The following is an 18,592-nucleotide window of genomic DNA, read 5'->3' on the forward strand; positions in this document are numbered from 1 at the left end:
GTTCCGAGGAGACACCTCGGCGAGTTCGGGGGAGGCGCAACTCGCACGTGCTGGTCCAACCGCTGGCAGATTCGGTGATCAAGCAATTGATGGCGATTGTGCACACCGCTGCAAATGGCGAGACAACAAACCACCGCTATTGTGCCTAACTTCCATCCAGGAGCCGTACATCCAGAGTTGGAGCAGCTCGGGGGCATGATTTCATTTTGCGTCGCTCAAGGACAACAGGTTGATGCCGACCGACTATCTTCTGTACGGCGCGACTCAGCCATACCGCTTGCATACAGGGCTTTGTCGCCGGTGATGCTATTTCTCGAGCCAAGTCAGCGAGACTTCCATTGTATTGTTTAACTCGTCCGCTTCCGAGACTACATTGTCGGGATCAACAGTAACTTTAACGACATGAGTGCCAGGTCGGCTACGCCCACTGGTTGCGACACCTACTTGTCCGGGACCGAGTGTGAGACCGCGAAAATTCCCCGTAAGGTCCTCGGTCTCGAATCGGACGGACGCGCCCGTAGCCGGCATAGCTCCGTTGTTTCGGACTCGAGCACGCAGATAGCTGCCGTTGTGAAGGAAGACGTCCACAACTTCCAAATCGGGTAGCTGACTGCGTTCGCTGGGCTCTTGTGCCGGCAACGCGTCCCCCTCAGCGGTTTGTGGGGATCGAGTGCGATGGGCAGCTAGTGGATCACTTCGAGATTCGAATTGCTCGATCTGTGCGATAGAACGTTTAGCGTACCGACTCAGACTGGGGTAGTTCGATGTGGCAGCGACACGAAGTGCGGGAAGTGCGGGGCGGCCTGCGGCGCCCAAGTTGCCCACAGTCTGTGCCGCCGCTTCGACCGTCTCACACCACGGACAGGGATGATTCAAAAGGGCAATGAGCGCCGGAAGGCAATCGTCGCGCCTTGGCATGATCCTTGGTAGCGTGTGGATGACTTGTTCGGAACCCTTGGCAACTGCACGAAAGCGGTACTGCTCGTTTGGGTCTGCCGAAGCAGCGACGATAAACTCGACGACTGCCGGGCCGATCTTCGTTCGGTCGGGCAGTTTGAAAAGCACACTTGTCGCCGCGTGCCAATTCCCCCAGTTGAGAAGTACTTGCGTCGCCGCTCGCCGGACTGGGATCGACTGGTTGGTGTCGCGTACGATCGCGACGACGCGGGATGTATTTCCTGGGCCGGAGTTGTGTCCCTTATTCCACATCTCCGGCGAAGCGAGAAGACACAATAGCTCTTTTCGCGCTTGAGTACTGGTTGTCGTCTCGATGCGATCGAGGATCGACGATATCGCGTCGCCATTGGCGGCCATCACGCAGAACGGATCTCTGTCGAGCTCAAGCAGCTGAAGGAATTGAGCCTTGGCGAGTTCGAAGTCCCGATCGTCGCTGCCCTCGGCGGCTTCGACCAGTTCGTCGAGTTTCTCAATGGCGGCATTCCTGGCATCTTCGCTCTCTTGCATCATCCGACCTATCCGCTGTTGCTCGCGAGCGTCGGAGAAGTATGCGTTGTGAACCACGGCCCCCAACGTCCCAAAGCATGCAGCGGCGATTCCCAATACCATGAGTAAATCGCGGGTGGTGTATCGAAGGCCCTTGGGTCGTGGTGCAGTCCACCAGATGCTCAGTGCCGCCAACCACAACGGCAGCAACACTCCGGCTGCCAGACCGTACAGCGTCCAGGCATAGATGTCTGAAGAGAGGGATCGCATGAACAATAACGCAACGGCAAACAAGGTTGCCAATAGTGCCATCCATCCGGCGCCCCAACCCGGATGAGCACGCTCGACAAATACGCCTGGCAAAAATCCGAGCACGGCTACCAGTACACCGGCAGCAACCCACTTGTCGATTGTCTCATCAAACACGCTACGGCCGTTGCCGATCAGCATCAAAGCAGCCAGCCAGTAAATGCCATAGAGCGCTCCCAGAACGCCGATACACCACAATAGCATCGGGCGCCAGATTGGCGATGAAGATTCGTGAATGCGACGCCATATCACGACAACGATCCCGCCGATCGCAACCGCCATGGCCACCAACACGATCAGTCCGAGTATGGCAGCGATGCCCGACCCGTACCCGCCATATTGTGCAAGCATTAGTCGCATCACGAGCCGCCCCTAAGGGAAAGTGATCGTAGCAGCGTAAACCTGCGAGTACTCCGAAGATGACGCCAAATCTACCACGGATTTACTTGACATGCGACAGGAACAATTGAGGATCACACGAAGTTGAAGTGTTCGAGTACCATCGATTTCTAGCACTTAAGGAGCGCAATTGGGATTGAAGTCTCTCCTCCCTCGCTTGGCTGAAGCCCAGAGAACTAGTGATAGCCGCAAGCACAAATCGAACACATCAGAATCTGAGAGGCACACGTAGCAAGTACCAAGCGAATCTGACCTCGCTCAGTTAGGCGACTGGCCAAGTTGCTGCGGATGCATCGGCGAATGGCACTTAGTTATTCGCAAGTCCTTGTAGCATTTGACGTTTGGCTTCGTGTCGGGGAATGGCCAGAGGAACGTAGTGCTTGTGCCGTCGCTTGATTCGCCTTGGTTCAAAACGATTGGGTCGATCTGCCACGCGGTGAACTGCGATGGCCTGCAGCAACTGTTTGTAGAGCAGCTCCCAGGGGGCGTCAAAGTAGAACCCGTACTTGTATGGATCGTGAGGATCTATCAAGTCGGCGATTGCAATCGCTGCGTTCTCCGCACTTCACTCCGAATGCCAGAGGGCGACGAACGCCCGGTCAACCTGCTCCACCGAGCCCGCTGGAATGGTAGGCGAGGTCAGAACCTCCTGCCCCATCTTGTTCAGTACCACTTCAGGTGCGGCCGTAGGCCGCGCTGGACCCTCAAAAATCGTACCATAGCCCCCAGCCGTACTGCTCTTCAGACTCGTCGAAGAACTGATACAGGTTGCTTTTCCCGGTGAGGTATTGAAAGCCGGTGCGGACGGTTCTGCCGGTCGGGCCCCGCCACAGCCAGCCTAGCTGCAGGGTGTAGTCGCCGCCAAAGTTGTTTTCCTGGCGGAGGTGGCCATTGGTGGCGAAAAACGGAGTTCCTCGGAAGCCGGTCGGCCCCGGCTGGGCGTACTCGACGCCTGTTTGAATCTCCAGGTGTTTCGCGCCACCCGATGGCTTGAAGGCGTAGGCGGTTTCGCCATACAGCCGCCACGCCGGTCGAGGGTTAACCGAGACTCCGATCAACATCGAGTCGCGAACGTAGTTCTTGCGCTGTGCGCTCGGCATGCGGACGATCAGTTCATCGCCCAAGTGCGAGCTGACGTGGTAGTAGCCGATTTTGAATTGCCATCGACCGTGCCCGTAGGTGAGCGGGATACCAAAGCGATAGTCGGAGACGTCGACGTCGTGGTGATTGTCGATGTTCAGTCGCACGAATCCGGCGCCCTCGATGTCGAGTTGCCATCCTTGCGGCCGAAGGGGGTCTTCGGTGCCAAACCGCAAGAGGCCCTGCCGTCCACCCAGTGTCACGTCCCACAACGTCTGGTTGCTCGACGTCTCTTCAAAGTAAATGAGCTGGAACCGCGGCTCGCGAGGGCCGGCGAGATAGCTACGGTAAATGAGTCCCTCCGGTAGTAGCTGCCACCGCCAGGCGTCGCTGGAAGATCCGGCGCCGGCGAGGGTGAAGTCGGAGTCGGCATACTGTGCCGACGACACGGCCGGGTCGAACCGCAGTTCGCTGTCCGCGACATAAGGGGTCCATAGGTCCTGCGCCCGGTTGTCGACGAGGCCTCCGTTTGCTAGCTCTACCGCCACATCGTCCCCACCGCGCGCGGCTGTCCCCACGACCAGAAGCGTGAGAACAAGCGAACTGGCGCAGGGTGCGAACGAATAGCGCATCGCCGTAGGGTCCTTGAGGGTGCGAGGCGGGCGGTGGCGAGGGGCCGAGAGGCGAGGTGGGAACTTAGAGGTGGGAATTTAGAGGTGGGAATTTAGAGGTGGGAATTTAGAGGTGGGGCACGGCGGCAGCCGTTCGCATCAGGCGACGCGAGACACGCGAGGTCCTGCCAAGACTACATCGAGTTGGCCTAAGTCGCATCTTGAGCCGTGTGCACTCGACTTGGCCTATTGCCTGCTTCTAATCTGATCAAGTTGTCGTTGTCGGCAACCTGGGAAAGCAAGCTGGTGCGAGCAAGTCGACTGCTAGCTACGCTATCTTTCCTTGATTCTAGCCTCTGCGTGAGACTGCCATGCCCGGCCGCTACACCCGAAAAAGGCTCCGGACACTCTTTCTCTCTTACTCGCCATTGGAGCTTTCGCCCTTCGCCAAACTGATCGAGACGGTTCGCGGTGTCGGCTATCGATTCCGCGATCCCGCCTCGGCGCAGAGCCGCAATAGTCCTACGGCCGCGCCGAGTGCCTGGCCGAGGGTTTCCCCGGCATGGAGGGGAGCGAGATTGTCGCCATGTTCTTCCAGGCAATGGCATGCCATCCCGCCGCGATGGTCACGCGGATCTAGTTCCGCTACGTCGACATCGTTGAGGAGGAGGGAGCGTGAGAGACGCTGCTTGGGGCGGCCGGCATGTTGGTGCCGCTGCAGTTAGTAAGCCCACGATGCCATCCCTGTAGAGCTGACGTTCAGCCGATCCAAAGCCGCTAGAAAGAGCTCCCCAAATCCGTCCGAAACGCGGCCTACCATCGATCGTCGGCTTAGGCAGAGACCTGCAACCAGAGCCTCAGCCGGAAGTGCGGATCACCGTCATCTCCCTCTCCGCCCGCTAGCTGGCATTCGCCAAAGGCTATTACCAGAAGAACGGTAGTTGCGCCCGAGCCGTCCCAGGTATCAAGGCTACACTCCGCTACCTGAGGGGAACTCGACAACACCCTCTGCCAAGCCTGTCTGACGGTAAGGTGTTCATTCTCCAGCACCCACCCGAGCTCTGTTTCCCTACCAGAGAGGCTTAGTTGTCCTGGTCTGAGTCGGCCAGGTAACGTTGTCTCCTGAAACCAACTCATCTCCCTGCGGAGTCAGCAGTGCGAGCATGACCATTGGATCAACGTCCTCCGACTTAAAATGAACTGAACCGTCACACATGGCCACGTTGATTCCATCATGAAAACTGTAGGCGCCTCTCGTATTGGACTGGTTAACGGTGAGTCCAGTAGTGACTGAGCCTTGCAGGAACATACTGTAGCCCGCCCGAAATCGTCCCCAATACCACGCGCTGGTTACGTCTGGATTAGGAACTCGATTTGGCCAGGAACCGAGGTGATGCGATACATCTCGTGCCTCATAAAAGATGGGGATGCCGGCCCGCTCTATGAACATCATTGTCCGTGAAAGACCGTCGGTGATTCTCTCCCACCCCTGATTATCTTCGATGTACGCTGGCCAGCCCTCATAGCTCTTTCCACAACTAACGTCACCTTCTGTTGTAGGGGAGTAGTCGCTGCCAAAATTCTGTACCCATGGCTCTTTCGTAAGCTCCCACACACGTGCCAGTTCTCTGATCTGGGGTGCCGACGGGCACTTTGGATACCAGCCTACCCGGACCTTGGTGCCTATGTAGTACGTTCCTTCCTCGGTTTCCCACTCCGCTGGCATCATTGCCGGGTCGAGTTGGCTGAGTGCGATCTGCTTCAGGTTGCTCTTGCACTCGGCGATGCGGGCTGCCTCGCGGGCAGTTTGCACCGCCGGCAAGAGCAAGCCGCCCAATACGCCGATGATGGCGATGGCAACTAACAACTCCACGAGTGTAAATGCTTTTCGCATCGTTTCGGCCCTTTGCTGATGTGGTGAGTGAGATTATAGCGCCCTAAAGCCAAGTACGCGGACACTACCTACACCTGCGCCACCGAAGACCAAGGAGCATACCGATGAGCCCCGTGGTCATCAACGCAGTGGAAGGCTCGGGCACAGGCGTGAAATAGACATCGTCGAAGGTAGTATTGATCGGTCCGACCGTATCGGAGGCAAAATTGATGTTGGTCTGAAGGGCAAACCGACCTACAGGCAAGGTCGCGTCGGTGAAGGCGAGTTGCGGCTGCGTCGGCTCGGGTTCTCCGTCGCGCCAGACTTTCATCGAAAGCTGATCGCCCACGGCCCCCGCCTCTATCCACCACTCTTCGCCCAGCCCCACGGCGACTCCGGGAATCTCCATGCTGTCGGTTAGAAAACTGTCCTCATATCTATTGAAGCCAAAGCCCCTGCCCCCAAAGGCGGAGAATGCATAGAGACTGAACCCTGTCTCCAGCGATCCGGTATATCTCAGAAGGATAGTCGCACCACTGTCGACCGCATCTGCCCGCACTTTAGCTCTCCATAAGCCATTGGTGTACAGTGGATCGCTCGACTGATCCCAAACAGAAGACATGGCGCCACGGTACGGCGCCTCCAAGGGTACGTCTTGCGGTGTTGAGAAGTGATAGGCGAAGGAAGTAGGGTCCATCGATCCTGGTCCCCACGACTCACCCTCGTTGGTGTCGACCGTTGTCCAGCCGTCATCGTTACCGTCGTTGAAATCGTCGATGAGCATCATGGTGCCTGCCCTGGCCGTGGTCCACGCCGTGGCGACAAGGGTCACTGCAAGTAAGATTTCCCGCAGGCCATGGCAAAGTAGTGCTGCGTTCATGTCTCGCGCTCTTTCATGCGGCCTGCGGTAGGATAAACACGAGGTCGCGAGCGCGCAGGCCGTGCGCTCGGAATCCCCCCCCTTGGCTTACAAGGGTGTACTTGTGCGCTGCCCTGTTACAGCGAGGAGCATACGTGCAACCTGGTACTACCACTGAATGTTGGAAGCGTTTTGGCTCACCTCTTCTGTGGAGGTAACTCCGCCAGGTTCTTCCAGGCGTCCCTTCCAGAGCTCGACTTGTTCGTTCGAATTCAACTGCCGGTACGTCTGGATGAGTCCTTGTACGATTCGCTGTCGAACTCCGTGGAGATAGACGCAATGCTGCAACTGCAATGTTTTGTATGCGTTTTCGAGTCGAGTCGCCGCATCCACGTAGTCTTTCTGATCGATCAACAACTCTCCCAATCGCACCTCGGCCAGTATCGTCTGAATATGACTGGGCCCAAGCCATTGTGCATTCTTGCGAACTTTCACACCTAGCTCCAAGACCTCTCGCGCTTCGGAGGGGCGTTCAGCTTCTTCAAGGTAGTCGACCAACAGTGACTCGATTTGCCAGCGATCGGATGGAACCGTGTATTTACGGCCATTTAGTATTGTCGCGTTTGGCTCCTCGGCTTTGTCCAGTGCCAATTGAAGCTGCTGAATGGCTTCCTTCGCTTCACCTCTGCGATGTTGAATCATTGCTTTCACCAGGTGAAATGCGGGTTCTTGGCTTACCTGGTGCCATGCCTTGACTTGTTCGTGTCCGTCGCTCACTAGCTTCTCCGCTCGTTCAAGCACCTCCGGAGTCGCGTTTGAAGTGGCCAGCATGCCGCGGACATGCGCCCAATAGGATCCCGCATGCACTTGAGGCGCGTCGACGAAGTGCTGTGTCAGTGACCGCAGCTCTCTGTATTGATGGGCGGCATCCGACGGCTTATCCATCGCTTCAAACGTCAGAGCCAACTGCGCGCAAGGCATGCCGAATAAACCATGCATCATTCCGAACTCGCGTTCGGCCAATTGCTTGGCCTTTTTGAGTCGGTGCTCGGCTGCTTCAAGGTCTTCTAGCTGGAAATAGAACCACCCTTCAAGGTATTTGGACGAGATCGTCGAATTGGGAGCGTTCGACTCACCTACGTTAGCCTGGACCTCATGGACCAGATTGAAAGCGTTGGCGACGTCACCTTTCGCAAAAAGGAGACTTGCGAGACTCAGGCCGCACGCATGTCCTTCCGGTTCGCTGCGCAGATCGGACGTTTGGTAGAGTGCGTATGCATCCTGGTACACTTGTATAGCAGTATCGAGTTCGCCTAGTCGGCGGTGGCATTGGGCCTTCTTTGACAGCAAATTTCCTTTCAGGTGGTTTTGCTGGTTCTTGGATTTCTCATAGCTCTCAATTGCATCGTCGAAACATCCGCGGGCCATCTCAAGGTGTTCCGTGTCGTCCATGAGCATATGAATATTACCTAGATCGGCGTGCGTAAAGACTGCATTTTCACCTTCAAGGCGTACAGCCTCCTTTGCAGCGGCGATCGCTTCTTCGTGCCTTTCGGGCCACTCCTGCAACGCATAGGCTTTACCCACATATACACGGGCCGGAACTTCCCCGTACTGACGATAGATTCTGATGGCCTCATCGGCATGCGCTATCAAGTTCGTCGAATCTTTGACTCGATCGATCCCCCCGCCCGCAGAGTAGGCCAATCGCCCATGAATATGAGCGACAATCGGGTTGTTGTCTGCGTACTCCTGCTTTGCCAGCACCAGCGCCGTTTCGAGATGGTTCGCGAACTTGTCATACTCGCCGACGTCGAAGTAGGAATCGGCCAAGATCATGCGCACTTCAATCTCAACCCGAGGGTGTCCGCTGAGGCGTCCCTCTTGTTCGATCTGTCGGGAGATCTCTTCGACCGATTCATACACGGTGCGATTGCGGCCGGGATTCGCAAGCAAGAAAGTCGTTGGCTGCATTTCGCGAAGTACATCGGCCAAGACCTGCTGGTCCTCAAGGACTGCCGACAGGTCCGCGGCCCTCTGGCGCGCCTCCTTCTCCGCTGACCGGGCTTCCTGCTCAGCCAACAATGCCTTCGCAGCGGACACATTAGCTTGCTCTTTCTGGTGGATGGCGTGTACAAACGCCACCGTCGATACAGCGAGGCCCACAACGAGGGCGGAGACCACAGCGGCCGAGGCGGCCACAAGTTCTCGATTGCGTCGCATGAATTTCTTCGCTCGATACCAATTGCCGGCCGGTCGCGCAGTAATGGGCTCATCCTTCAGGTATCGCTCGACATCCTCCGCCAGAGCGCCTGCCGACTCGTACCGCCGATTGCGATCTTTTTCGAGCGCCTTCATCACGATCCAGTCGAGCTCGCCCCTTAGTGACTTGCTTAGCGTTCGCATCTCGCTCTGCCGTTGTTCGGCCACGGTCGAGATGTTTTCAGCGGCCAGGGTCGAGACCCGCGCGCTCGGGCGCGGCGGTTCGTCTTCGCGAATCATTCTTCGCATCTCATCGAAGCCGGCTTGTTTGAGTGAGTTGCTATCGAACGGTGTGCTGCCAGTCAACAGTTCGTACAGCAGCACGCCCAGCGAATAGACGTCGCTACGCGTATCGACGTCTACGACGCCCAAGCCGGCTTGTTCGGGACTCATGTACAGTGGGGTACCGACCAATTGCGCAAATTGGGTGTACACGGTTTGCTCAGAGAGCTTCTCGCCGACAGCTTTTGCCACGCCGAAGTCAATTACTTTAGGCACTGCAGCTCCGTCGATCTCCGGAACAAGAATGTTCGACGGCTTGAGATCACGGTGGATGACCCCCTTCTGGTGGGCATGCTGCACGGCCCTACAGACTTTGACGAATAGTTCCAGTCTCTCGTGGGTGCCGAGTTTGTGTTGCTCGCAGTACTCGGTCAGGGGTGGTCCTTGGACCAGTTCCATGACGAAGTACGGCTGCTCCAAATTGGTCACGCCTCCATCAAACACCTTGGCAATATGGGGGTGGTCCATCATCGCGAGCGCCTGCCGTTCTGCCTCAAAGCGAGCGACCACATCGCGATTGGCCAAGCCCGGCTTGACAACCTTGATGGCTACTTTGCGGCGGACAGGCGTAGCCTGCTCGGCGACGTAGACCACCCCCATGCCCCCTTCGCCGAGCTGCTCACGAAGCTTGTAGGGACCGATCTCGGTGTCGACAGGGATCCCGGTTGGCAATGCTGCCACCATCTCAAGCAACGCGTCAGGCAGCTGCTCCAAGAAGTGCTTTGCCTGCTCGTCATGTTCCAATAGACAATCCATACGGCGGCGCAGGGTTGGCGATTCCCTGCAAACTTCGTCAAGGAACCGTTTCCGGTCCTCTGGGTCCTGGCGGGACATGGCTTCAATGAAGAGGTTTTGCTCGTTCATAGATCGCTCGTTGGCAGAGTCGATTGACCTCCAATAAGCAATGCGAATTTCCGCGGCAAATTGCGCACAGATTTTCGAAATCACCTTCTGGAGCCTGAGACGAATGAGTGATTACGACCGATTATCGCCGAAAACCCGCTCGTGCAGCCATGCCTTGGCGAACGCCCAAAGCGTGTTAGCGTGGCGAGGCGAGATGCCGAGGATCTCGGACGCCTCCGCATTGGAGAAACCAGCAAAATACCGGAGCTTTACCAGCTTCGCCGTCTCGGGCTGCTGAATCTCGAGTTCATCGAGCGCTTGATCCAAAGCGATTAAGTCGTCCGAGCGAGTAATCAAGGGCAGATCGACATCTTTCAGCTCGACTCGGTGGTGGCCGCCCCCGTGTTTGACGCTGTTCTTACGTCGGACACTCTCAATTAGTATTCGCCGCATGGCTTCGGCGGCAGCAGCGAAAAAATGCGCCCGCGAATCCCATTGTTGCACGTGTTCGACGTTGACCAGTTTGACGTACGCCTCATGTACCAACGCTGTGGCCTGAAGGGTCTGGCCAGGCTTCTCGTGTGCCAACTTTGCTGCGGCTAACTTTCGCAGCTCGCTGTAAACCAGCGGCAACAACTGCTCAGCAGCGCTCGGATCGCCCTGTTCGACCTGCGACAAGATTTGCGTGACGTCGGTCATAAAAACGAGTATAGCAGGTGCGAGACCGTGCTTCAGGCGGGCAGAGAACCGAGCCATTTCGTGCTGAGGTCGCCCCACCGCCTGCAGTTCGAGAAATTGTTAACCTGCTGAAGTTGTATTGGCTTTGCTCAGTTGGCCGGAGGGCTTCGGCGCGTCGGTCTTGACGACCGCTGTAAATAGCCAGCCCGCGAGTCCCACCGCGACGGGGGGCAGAGCGACCGATTTCGAGCCGCCGCCAACTCCCCGCGGGGCAGCTCACCGCGGGAGGTTTGGAGTTATCGAAACCTGCTCAGGCCACACCGTCCTGTGTAAGCCGGTGAACTCGAGTACCTCCGGTCGCCCTGTGTGAAAAACTATGTTCGGGCAGTTGTCCGTGTGCGCAGCACAAGAGGTTACCGGGACGATTGCCACGCCTACCCAGCGTAGCGGCGTAGCCCGGGTACTCCTCTGCAAGGCGAAAGTTCTTCGGGAGAGTGACTAAACTAGGTGGTGGATGTTAACCGAGCCGAGTTGCTTTGGTCGGCACCGCAAGTAGTTCGCAATGGAGAGACCGTTCCCTGCAGGGGTCGATGAGATACAACCTGAAAATCCTGTTTGTGCTCACGACCACCATTGCGATTGCAGTCGGATCGATAGCAGCCTGGAGTTTCTATTATCCCTATCAGGCAACAGGGACGAGTGTCGCTGTAGCGAATCGGGTTCTCTGGGACGACCTGAAGCTTCCAGCTGGTGCGAGTGACATCACGTTCTACGTCGACCGGTACGGCTGCGAGGCTGAATTTGCGATCTCCCAGCCCGAGTTCTTGGAATGGTGCAAGGTTCAGGGATGGAGTGTTTCAGGGATCACAACGCCCGTACCCTACTTCGAACCGGTGTGCCTGCCCGAAGACGACCGCCTGGTGGAGACTGGCTACGAATTTTCGATTCCATACGGCCGAGTCGTCTATGACAGTTCGCGCTCTCGCGCGGCCTTCTGGGCATCGACCTTTCCGTGAGGCCAGCATGTAGCACGGTCAGCTGTCGCGTCACTCCGCTTCGGTCAAATCAAACCTGTGGAGACGCCTCGGCGGTCTAACCTTGGCGATTGACCAGACTTGCGGCGGTCTGGGGACCTCAGCAGTGTGGAATGCCATGGAGGAAATGGGTTGCCACTGGGCAACGTCAGTGGCCAGGTTCGGGGCTCGTTGTCGTCGCCTGCACCGCTTTGTTGGCGGTATCTGTCTTTGCATTGGCTACGAGTTTGTAAAGCCTCAGGGTGCTGGGCTCCGGTAGCGGTGGCTTACGTGGACGGTCGTGGTTGGCTCCCAGGGTTTCCCATTGAAGAACGTAACGAACCGAATCGTCCGCGGCCCCGCCAATGTCGATGGCGCGGCGAATGCCCATGCCCTCAAAATCGCTCTGCTTCCGCCTGAGTTCTTTCGGATATTCCTGCGTGACCTCGATTTTCTTCGTCGTCGGGCGCAGGGAGTTCTCGTCGATCACTAGCCGCCCACTTCCGTAGTCGCGGTGGCGATAGGTCATGGTGAGTAGGCCCGGTTCGGCTCGGCTCAGTCCGCTGATCCGGATCCCAATGAAACCCATCGAACCACGTCCACTGAACTCGATCGGCTGCTGCCAGTCCGTCAGAACGTGCCGGGTCCATGTGGTGCCTTCCGGCCGCGCGGCATAGATCTGCATGTCCCCGTTGCGATCGGATTTGTGATAGGTGATGATTGGACGATTGCTGGAGTCGAACGTCAGTTTTTCGCACCCGTTGATGATGCCGCCCCCACTAGGAATGGGGTCTACCCATAACGACTTGTTGTCGAGAGTCATGGAGGGTTCGATCTTCTGCCCAAAGGCAGATTCCCAGTGAACAAGATCCTTGCTGCGGGCATAGGAGAGATGGTGATTCGTGGCGCAGTCCGGAGTGTCGCGCCATACCCAGACGAGGTGGAACCAGCCATCTGGTCCGCGGATCGGCCCGAGCGGGTAGGCGTTGCACCTTCCTTCGCCGTCCAGCAGTGGCTTGTCCAGCAAGCGTGCCCATTGCCTTGTTGCCAGGTCGTACTTGTTCCAGATCCGCATTCCGTTACCAGAGCCGCCATCCCGGTAGTTGAAGAGTAGGGTTCCCTCCTGGTCCGTCAGGAACTTTGGATAGGTCACCCTATCCTCCTGCTCGCCGGTCATCTTGAGTTGCTTCAGCGAAGTGATGTCTCCTGGTCTCTCGGTGCGAAAGTAGATGAGCTTCACGCAGTGCATGTTCCCCGAGACGTGCAGGTGCCCGTCGCCATCGACCGCCATCGTAATGTAGTTGTGCGAGTCCCACCCGATTCTTGTGGGAAGCACCTGGTACTGCCATTGATCTGAATCGAGAGATCTCGAAGCGATACACATCTGTCGCTGCTCGTTATAGTAAGCGATATACTGACGCGTCTTGTCTGTGAGAATGCAGAATTCGACGGGAAACCCGGATGGCACCTGGTCGATTTCCCATGAGTCCTCTAGCTGGAATTGCACCGAGTCGAGTGCCGTCGCTGCTTGTGCGATAACTGCTCCGAGGATGAACAAGGATGAAATGGTTTTGCGCATTACTTTCCGCCTACGTAGAAGGCTCGGCTGCCGGCCGCCCGCGGGAGCGGACGTCCAACCGACCACACCATTCTAGTCCCAGACAGCCCGCAACTGCAGCCGGTGGTTATCGACCGCGTTTGCGGGCATTGCGCATCTCACCCGGGACCGCGCCTTTGAACCCCGCGATAGCATCAGCTTCCAAATGCCGTGACGGGAGTCAAGCTGACCACCGATCAAGTGATGGTCAATGCCGATCGGTTTGACCCAATAGGTGATCGGCCGCTATTCGCTTCGCAATCACCAATAGACGAGGAGTTGCCCAACCAGGCAGATGCGGCTGCATGCGAGCACTGTTCCCGCAGCATAATTCGACAGCGGACAAGACGCCGACTGCAATGGCTCATGCGGCGAACTTGCTGAAGCTGCATCGCCCGCCAACTCGGAGATTTCCGGTGAAGGCGCCAAGGTGTCAAATTTCGGAGAAGACCTCAGCATCTCAGGTTGGAGCGAATTTCGGGTCGGGTAGTCCAACCTTGGCTTCTTGACGACTGACCAGACCTGCAGCGGTGTGTCGAATTCAGTGCGTACTGCGTGGCAAGAGTGGAAGCGTCTAGTGCAGCACAGCTTGCCTCAACCCGCCGTCCGTCATTGTCACGCCCTTGATACAACACTGCTGACAGCCCCGGGCCATTGCGATGTTTACAAGCCGAGTGGCAGCCCCGCGCTCCAGCCCGTCGCCATTCGGATAGCCATCGTGGCATAGTCTGCCTGCATGGCGTCGCGGTCACGTGCTTTGCACTCGGCGGGATCCTTATTGAACAGCATTGATGCGAAGGCACGCCCCCCCATGATTATCCCAGTTGTCTTGGCCAAGCGTCTTTGAGTGAACGCTGCCATAATGTCGTCCGGACTTCCATGCGAAGTCGCAAACTCGTGAGCCAGGCACCAGGCGTCCTCCAGGGCTTGCGCTGCGCCTTGACCGGATGTAGGCAGTGCTGCGTGTGCGGCATCCCCAACTAGCAGCACGTTGTCTTTATGCCAAGTAGGCATTGGATTGTGGTCGTACAAGACCACGCGTTTAATGTTTGATTCAGTCGTGTTCAGTATGATATCGCCAATGGGTGAGGGCCAGCCATCAAAAGCCTGGCGCAGTCGTACAATGTCTTCACCGACTTCTCTTGCTTCACTGCTGAGCACAGCGATGCCTGCAGCCCAGTAAGCAGTGTGCGCAGAAATCGGCACAATTCCGAAACGTGCGCCTAAGCCCCAGTAGTCGCCAATCTCCGCGTGATCAAACAATGCGACATCCGAATGGTAGATACCTATCCAATTCACAAAGCCCTGAAAAACAGGTCGGTTGACCTTTGCCACATAGCGACGAGCGATGGAGTTCATTCTTCCGTCTGCGCCGATGACTATGGCTGGAGAAATAGTAAGGCCATTCGAAAACTGCACCCGGCGACCATCGCTATCACTTGCGATCCCTACTGCGTTTGCATTGTAGTGAATGGAGACCCCTAGTTCCTCAGTCCGCCGCAAAAGGACTTGCATTAAGTCTTTTCGTAACACGGGCAGACTTGGATAGCCCATGGCCTCGTCAATCAAGCGAATGTCGAGTCTCCCTAACTCGGTGCCGTCTATCGAGATTCGTCGCATCGCGGTTGTTGTTCCCGCAAGAGAACGTAGTTCGTCCAGAATTCCGAGTTCGGAAAGAACAAATGACGCGTTTGGCCAGCAAACAATGCCGGCACCGAGACCATGCACAGATTCTCGGCGCTCGAAGACATCTACGGTCATCCCAAGTCGTCTCAAGGAAATGGCCGTGGCTAGTCCCGCGACTCCACCACCGAGTATCGCTACATCCAAGATCGACTCCGCATAAGGTTGTTGGTACTTTGACTTGTTCGGAGGGAATCCTTACCGCTCGACTGCAGGCAGATGAGGCATCGACAATTCACCGGGCAGCCAGTCGTTGCGATTCGAATTGTATCCTTGGCCCACTTTAACGGCCAATACGAGATAAGAGTCCTTTGCTGCATTCATCGAGAGTGAGCCCTGCGCCATGTTACAATGGGAGGGAGAGGCGGGCCACGTGCAGTTATGACCTTGCCGTACGGAATGCTCTCCAGGGCAACCAATCAATTGCGATCATTACGGTGTCCTCCGAGCAGAGGCGTTCGCACTTGCTGGAGATATGAACCATGGCTGCAGTCTTTACGCTCTTGTTGGTGCTTGTCTTCTCGCTGGTCGTAATCCGTGTAGCAACCGTTGGACTAACGCTGACGGGCTTGTCACGCGACCTGGCCGAGTTCCAATCGCTTTCTGCGTTCACCGGCTCTGGATTCACCACGCGGGAGGCAGAAGAGATTGTCAATCATCCAGTGCGGCGGCGAATCATCATGCACCTGATGCTGATGGGCAACGCTGGCATTGTGATTGCCGTCCCATCGGTTCTGCTTTCGTTTCTCAATACCGCCAGTGCTCAGACTTGGTCAGACACGTGGTGGTTTAGGGTCGAAGTGCTTGCGGCAGGGGTATTCGTGTTGTGGATCGTGGCGCGCAGCCGCCATATCGAACAACTAATGTGGCGAGTCAACAGTTGGGCGCTGCGAAGATGGACGCAAGTCGACGTCCATGACTATGTGGGGCTGTTACGGTTGGCTCGCGACTACACGGTATCGGAACTGCAAGTTCACGAGGGAGACTGGCTCTGTGGGCACACCTTGGTCGAACTGAAATTGGCAAGCGAGGGAGTCCTCGTGCTCGGCATCGAGCGTGCGAATGGACGATACATTGGTGCGCCGCGTGGGCAGGCCTGCCTGGAAGCCAACGACCGACTTATCCTTTATGGTCGCGTCTCAACACTGCTTGACCTCGATTCGCGGAAAGCGGGATTCGAAGGAAACATGGATCATGTCATCAAAGTTACCGAGCAACTCGACGTCATCGAGTCGGAAGTAAAGGCTGCAGGCCCCGGTGTAGACGAAGAGGAGGGCAAAGCAGGTTAAACATCCTCCGGCAGAGGACTTGAGATTCAGGCAAACTCTGCTAGCTCATGGCCGATGGGTACTTTGCCATGAACGAGAGCACCTCGTCGATCTGTCCAGGCTTTTCGAAGCCGATAGTCATGGCGTCCATAAAGTCGTGCTGCTGCGCATAGCGGATGCAAGCCTCCCGCTCGTCTGCGAGTTGCCCCTCGCCCAGGATCTTCATGCCCAGAATCGCTTTGCCGGCAGCCTTGGCTTTGCGGAGAACGGGAATCACTTCCTCAACCGAGGCGTCCATCTTGACGCCGCGCGGGTTGATTCGCGCCAGGATTACGTCGACCCAAGGCGATTCTGCCGCGGCCTTCAGCGCACCGAAGTCGTGACACGATACGCCAACAGCCTTTATACGACCGAGTCGCTTCTGCTCGTCGAGCACTTCCATGTAGAGCTTCATTTGGTCGCCCCAGTCCGATCGCATCAGGCAGTGCAGCAGCACGATGTCCAGGTAGTCGGTCGCCAGTTCGTGTCGAAACCGTTCTATCGTGGAGCGGGCGATCTGGGCACGCTGGTCGACGGTGGTTTCGTCCTCAGGCCCGTCGTAACGCCACCAGATCTTGGTGAGAATGGCGACCTTCTCTCGGGGAATCGTGCGGAGCGCCTCGCGGAAGTAGACGTGGGTACCGTACAGGTCTGCCAGGTCAAAGAACGTAATGCCGCGGGCGTAGGCGTGGTGAAACAAGTCGACCAGCTTCGAAAATCCTAGCCGCGTCTGGTTCGACTGCCTTTTTCCTCCGTGTACACCGGTACCCTGTCCTAGTCGAGAGAGCGTGACGCCGGTCTTGCCAAGGTTGACTTGGGGAGGAGCGGGCACCTGCGATACTGGTGCTTGCGGTTGTGGCGGTTTCGCGCGAGCTGCGCTCGTGGCCGCTGCTGTGGCAGCCAAGCTACCCAAAAATCGCCTGCGATCGAATTCGGCCATGGCCATCTCCTTTAAGAAGAGCTCATCAGCAATATACCAAGGTGCGAGCGAGAACTCAAACTCGCAGGCCAGTTGATAGCAGTGAAAAAAGAAGCCGCGCGTTGAATGCGTGGCGTACGGTGCCGCTTAAGTCGCGGCGCCCAGAAGGTCAAAATGGGGATAGCTACGCTTCCTCCCTCGCCTGCTTTCGTCCGGTCGACATGACCGGAAAAGCAACCCCGCACTAGTTGGAGTTGGAAGCGTTGGGAGTGACTCCGGTCGGCTGGTCCAGCTTCAACTTGTGGGCTGAGAGTCCGATTGTGGTCGGTGTTGTCGACCTCAGCGAGACGAACTGTCAAGGCACCATTGATTCGTCTGAGTGCAGGCGTACTGGCTGCAGATAGCTTCGTGGAGTGGAAAAAGGGTCTTCAATCATGTTCGAAGCGGTGTCTCACTTGTTGCCAGTACTTTTGTGCTCTCGTTTCCGTTGTTGCGTCGCTGGTTCGTCAATGTACTCTTGGAACTGATCTCGCAAGCGTTTACGGTCTGATGGGTCTGAGTCGAGCCCGCGGATGCGAAGGTACAATCGGGGATTGAGCGGTGCGCGGAAGAGCATTGTGCCTAAACGTCGCCAGAATGGGTACTTGCGAACCTTATCGACGATGTGAAATGGCGTCGACGTACAGTTGTTCGTGCCAACCAGATGGAACAAGCGATATTTCTCATTGTTGGCGGACCGGTGGCTGCGTTTTAGTGACTCGAGCAACACGGCTTTCTTTTCCGCATTCGATAGCGGAATCGGAGGACTCTCGGAAATGTAGTAGTCCTCGACCACGATCCGTTCGAATACGATCTCCGTCGTGGATACGAAACGATGTGCAGCAACCAGGTTTCCAAAGTAGGCGTCCCTGACGTTGAAGGTCACGCCGGGTGGACCGACGGCCTCCAACGAGTAAACAAAATCGTGGATCTGGTATGTTGGTGTTCCCGTTATGTCATGTCCAAGCGGATAGAGGTCGACCGATTGTCCTTTCCCCATGACAAATCGTGTTTGGATATGATTCAGCAGCGGCACCGTGTATTTTGGAATGCCGCGCTCCCCCCAAATGACCTCCCGTCCATGTTCTCCGGGCTTCGTCTTCTTGCTGGAAAAGTTCATCGACTGGCCAAAGATCTCGGCAACTCCGTCCAACGGAAGCGTGGCTGTCCAAAAGGTGCCTTCGTGGTAGAAATAGTCGAGGACCACTCGCTCTTCCTCAAGCGTCTCCATGCGCAGGGTGATGGACCGCCTCGTGGAAACATCTACAGGACGTCCCGCATAGCGAGATCGCTTTGGCATCAAGACAGGCGAGACTTCATTAGCAGGGGCGTTCATGATTGCGTTTCCATGTCAATTGCGAATGCCTACTACTCATGTTGTTCGTGGCGACTCTG

The 18,592-nt window shown here is 56.9% G+C and carries 12 protein-coding genes; 2 read left to right on the top strand and 10 right to left on the bottom strand.

What is annotated here, in order from left to right; genetic code table 11:
- Positions 1 to 306 precede the first annotated feature (306 nt).
- The 6 genes from NG895_RS22330 to NG895_RS22355 form a co-directional block, all read right to left on the bottom strand.
- The gene (locus NG895_RS22330; RefSeq protein WP_252854757.1) at positions 307 to 2,112 is read right to left on the bottom strand and encodes a CARDB domain-containing protein; all 1,806 of its coding nucleotides are present in this window, start codon (positions 2,110 to 2,112) and stop codon (positions 307 to 309) included.
- 743 nt (positions 2,113 to 2,855) lie between these two features.
- Complete coding sequence (locus NG895_RS22335; RefSeq protein ID WP_252854758.1) at positions 2,856 to 3,863, bottom strand: DUF1207 domain-containing protein; 1,008 nt, start codon at positions 3,861 to 3,863, stop codon at positions 2,856 to 2,858.
- A gap of 1,048 nt (positions 3,864 to 4,911) precedes the next feature.
- The gene (locus NG895_RS22340) at positions 4,912 to 5,736 is read right to left on the bottom strand and encodes a DUF1559 family PulG-like putative transporter (protein WP_252854759.1); all 825 of its coding nucleotides are present in this window, start codon (positions 5,734 to 5,736) and stop codon (positions 4,912 to 4,914) included.
- Between the two features lie 64 nt (positions 5,737 to 5,800).
- Positions 5,801 to 6,595 carry a PEP-CTERM sorting domain-containing protein gene (locus tag NG895_RS22345; protein ID WP_252854760.1) on the bottom strand — a complete coding sequence of 265 codons (795 nt, stop codon included), beginning with the start codon at positions 6,593 to 6,595 and terminating at the stop codon, positions 5,801 to 5,803.
- 147 nt (positions 6,596 to 6,742) lie between these two features.
- Entirely contained in the window at positions 6,743 to 9,874 is a 3,132-nt protein-coding gene (locus NG895_RS22350; RefSeq protein WP_252854761.1) for a serine/threonine protein kinase, read from the bottom strand.
- A gap of 219 nt (positions 9,875 to 10,093) precedes the next feature.
- On the bottom strand, positions 10,094 to 10,660 hold the full coding sequence (locus tag NG895_RS22355) for an ECF-type sigma factor (protein ID WP_252854762.1): 567 nt from the start codon (positions 10,658 to 10,660) through the stop codon (positions 10,094 to 10,096).
- 569 nt (positions 10,661 to 11,229) lie between these two features.
- Here NG895_RS22355 and NG895_RS22360 point away from each other — a divergent pair.
- Positions 11,230 to 11,655, top strand: a complete 426-nt coding sequence (locus NG895_RS22360) for a hypothetical protein (RefSeq protein ID WP_252854763.1) — start codon at positions 11,230 to 11,232, stop codon at positions 11,653 to 11,655.
- A gap of 166 nt (positions 11,656 to 11,821) precedes the next feature.
- Here the strand turns inward: NG895_RS22360 and NG895_RS22365 are convergent, their stop codons facing one another.
- Together NG895_RS22365 and NG895_RS22370 are read right to left on the bottom strand one after the other, a co-directional pair.
- Positions 11,822 to 13,231 carry a BNR repeat-containing protein gene (locus NG895_RS22365; protein WP_252854764.1) on the bottom strand — a complete coding sequence of 470 codons (1,410 nt, stop codon included), beginning with the start codon at positions 13,229 to 13,231 and terminating at the stop codon, positions 11,822 to 11,824.
- Between the two features lie 681 nt (positions 13,232 to 13,912).
- Complete coding sequence (locus tag NG895_RS22370; protein WP_252854765.1) at positions 13,913 to 15,079, bottom strand: FAD-dependent monooxygenase; 1,167 nt, start codon at positions 15,077 to 15,079, stop codon at positions 13,913 to 13,915.
- A 335-nt stretch (positions 15,080 to 15,414) separates the two neighbouring features.
- On the opposite strand from NG895_RS22370, the gene NG895_RS22375 reads away from it, so the two are divergent.
- The gene (locus NG895_RS22375) at positions 15,415 to 16,221 is read left to right on the top strand and encodes a TrkA C-terminal domain-containing protein (protein WP_252854766.1); all 807 of its coding nucleotides are present in this window, start codon (positions 15,415 to 15,417) and stop codon (positions 16,219 to 16,221) included.
- A 40-nt stretch (positions 16,222 to 16,261) separates the two neighbouring features.
- Here NG895_RS22375 and NG895_RS22380 read toward each other — a convergent pair whose 3' ends face one another.
- On the bottom strand, positions 16,262 to 17,179 hold the full coding sequence (locus tag NG895_RS22380) for an aldo/keto reductase (RefSeq protein ID WP_252854767.1): 918 nt from the start codon (positions 17,177 to 17,179) through the stop codon (positions 16,262 to 16,264).
- A gap of 430 nt (positions 17,180 to 17,609) precedes the next feature.
- Positions 17,610 to 18,533: a hypothetical protein gene (locus tag NG895_RS22385; RefSeq protein WP_252854768.1), complete on the bottom strand. Its 924-nt coding sequence runs from the start codon at positions 18,531 to 18,533 to the stop codon at positions 17,610 to 17,612.
- Positions 18,534 to 18,592: the final 59 nt, after the last annotated feature.

The organism is Aeoliella straminimaris (assembly GCF_024054565.1).
GTDB classification, from domain to species: Bacteria; Planctomycetota; Planctomycetia; order Pirellulales; family Lacipirellulaceae; genus Aeoliella; species Aeoliella straminimaris.

Coding starts and splice junctions, on each gene's coding strand:
- NG895_RS22350 (WP_252854761.1), bottom strand. CDS start 9,874: ATGGATTGTCTATTGGAACATGACGAGCAGGCAAAGCACTTCTTGGAG.
- NG895_RS22365 (WP_252854764.1), bottom strand. CDS start 13,231: ATGCGCAAAACCATTTCATCCTTGTTCATCCTCGGAGCAGTTATCGCA.
- NG895_RS22385 (WP_252854768.1), bottom strand. CDS start 18,533: ATGAACGCCCCTGCTAATGAAGTCTCGCCTGTCTTGATGCCAAAGCGA.
- NG895_RS22355 (WP_252854762.1), bottom strand. CDS start 10,660: ATGACCGACGTCACGCAAATCTTGTCGCAGGTCGAACAGGGCGATCCG.
- NG895_RS22360 (WP_252854763.1), top strand. CDS start 11,230: ATGAGATACAACCTGAAAATCCTGTTTGTGCTCACGACCACCATTGCG.
- NG895_RS22335 (WP_252854758.1), bottom strand. CDS start 3,863: ATGCGCTATTCGTTCGCACCCTGCGCCAGTTCGCTTGTTCTCACGCTT.
- NG895_RS22330 (WP_252854757.1), bottom strand. CDS start 2,112: ATGCGACTAATGCTTGCACAATATGGCGGGTACGGGTCGGGCATCGCT.
- NG895_RS22340 (WP_252854759.1), bottom strand. CDS start 5,736: ATGCGAAAAGCATTTACACTCGTGGAGTTGTTAGTTGCCATCGCCATC.
- NG895_RS22375 (WP_252854766.1), top strand. CDS start 15,415: ATGGCTGCAGTCTTTACGCTCTTGTTGGTGCTTGTCTTCTCGCTGGTC.
- NG895_RS22380 (WP_252854767.1), bottom strand. CDS start 17,179: ATGGCCGAATTCGATCGCAGGCGATTTTTGGGTAGCTTGGCTGCCACA.
- NG895_RS22345 (WP_252854760.1), bottom strand. CDS start 6,595: ATGAACGCAGCACTACTTTGCCATGGCCTGCGGGAAATCTTACTTGCA.